Origin of the sequence: Oscillibacter sp. CU971, assembly GCF_905219725.1 — a bacterium.
Taxonomy (GTDB): Bacteria; Bacillota; Clostridia; order Oscillospirales; family Oscillospiraceae; genus Oscillibacter.
The window spans coordinates 1-1,154 of record NZ_CAJMXG010000554.1 but is presented as its reverse complement, the minus strand read 5'-3'; the positions used below and the strand labels follow the sequence as shown (position 1 = coordinate 1,154).

Genomic DNA, 1,154 nt, shown 5'->3' with positions numbered 1-1,154 from the left:
GCTAAAAACCTATCAAAAGCAGGTCATGGACGATCTGACCTCCTATCTGGGCCATTTGAACCGGGACGGCGATATGTTTGCCGCCTGGAAAGGCTACTGGATGGACAAGGACATTGCTGTCGGGCTGGGTGGCGTACCGGCCTACAAGTCCGCCATTCCCGGCGTCCCCCATGTCTGCACAAAAGTCCCCACCGGCGGCGGAAAAACCTTTATGGCCTGTGCCGCCCTCAAACGCATTTTTGACACCATGCCCATGGACAAGCCCCAGGTTGTTGTATGGCTTGTGCCGTCGGACTCCATCCTCACCCAGACCATCCGGAACCTGTCTAATCCAGACCACGAATACCGCCTGCGGCTCAATTCGGACTTTGCCGGACGGGTGGGCGTGTACACGAAAGAAATGCTTCTGAGCGGCCAGCAGTTCTCCCCGGACACCGTCCGGGAGATGCTGACAGTTTGTGTGCTAAGCTACGCTTCCCTGCGGATCGACAGCAAGAAAAAGGATGTTCGCAAAGTCTACCAGGAGAACGGAAACCTGCTGAAATTTGCCCAGTATTTCAAGGATGATTCCGTACTGCTGGCCGATACGCCGGACACAGCGTTGATCCAGGTGCTACGGCAGTTGTCCCCCGTGGTAGTGGTGGACGAAAGCCACAACGCCGGGTCGGATTTGAGCGTGGAGATGCTGAACAATTTGAACCCGTCCTTTGTGCTGGACTTGACCGCCACCCCCAGGAAGAACAGCAATATCCTCTCCTATGTGGACGCACGGGAGCTGAAAAAAGAAAACATGGTGAAGCTCCCGGTTGTGGTGTATAACCGTACCTCCCGCCAGAGTGTGATCCAGGACGCCATTCATTTCCGAAGCAGCATTGAGCGTCAGGCGATAGCGGAGAATGAAGCGGGCGGGGAATACATACGTCCTATTGTTCTGTTTCAGGCCCAACCCAAGATCAACGAGGACAGTGAAACCTTTGATAAGATCAAGACCATGCTGGTGGATATGGGGATACCGAAAGAGGAGATCGCGGTCAAGACCTCCAAGGTAGACGAGCTGGGGAAAACGGACCTCATGAGCCGGGATTGTCCGATCCGGTATATTATCACGGTCAACGCCCTCAAGGAAGGGTGGTACTGCCCTTTTGCGTACATTC

The 1,154-nt window shown here is 54.8% G+C and carries 1 protein-coding gene; it reads left to right on the top strand.

All coding sequences use genetic code 11. The features are described from left to right. Nucleotides 1-1,154, top strand: a 1,154-nt coding sequence (locus JX325_RS17380; RefSeq protein ID WP_204792257.1) for a DEAD/DEAH box helicase, incomplete at both ends; no start/stop codon positions are given.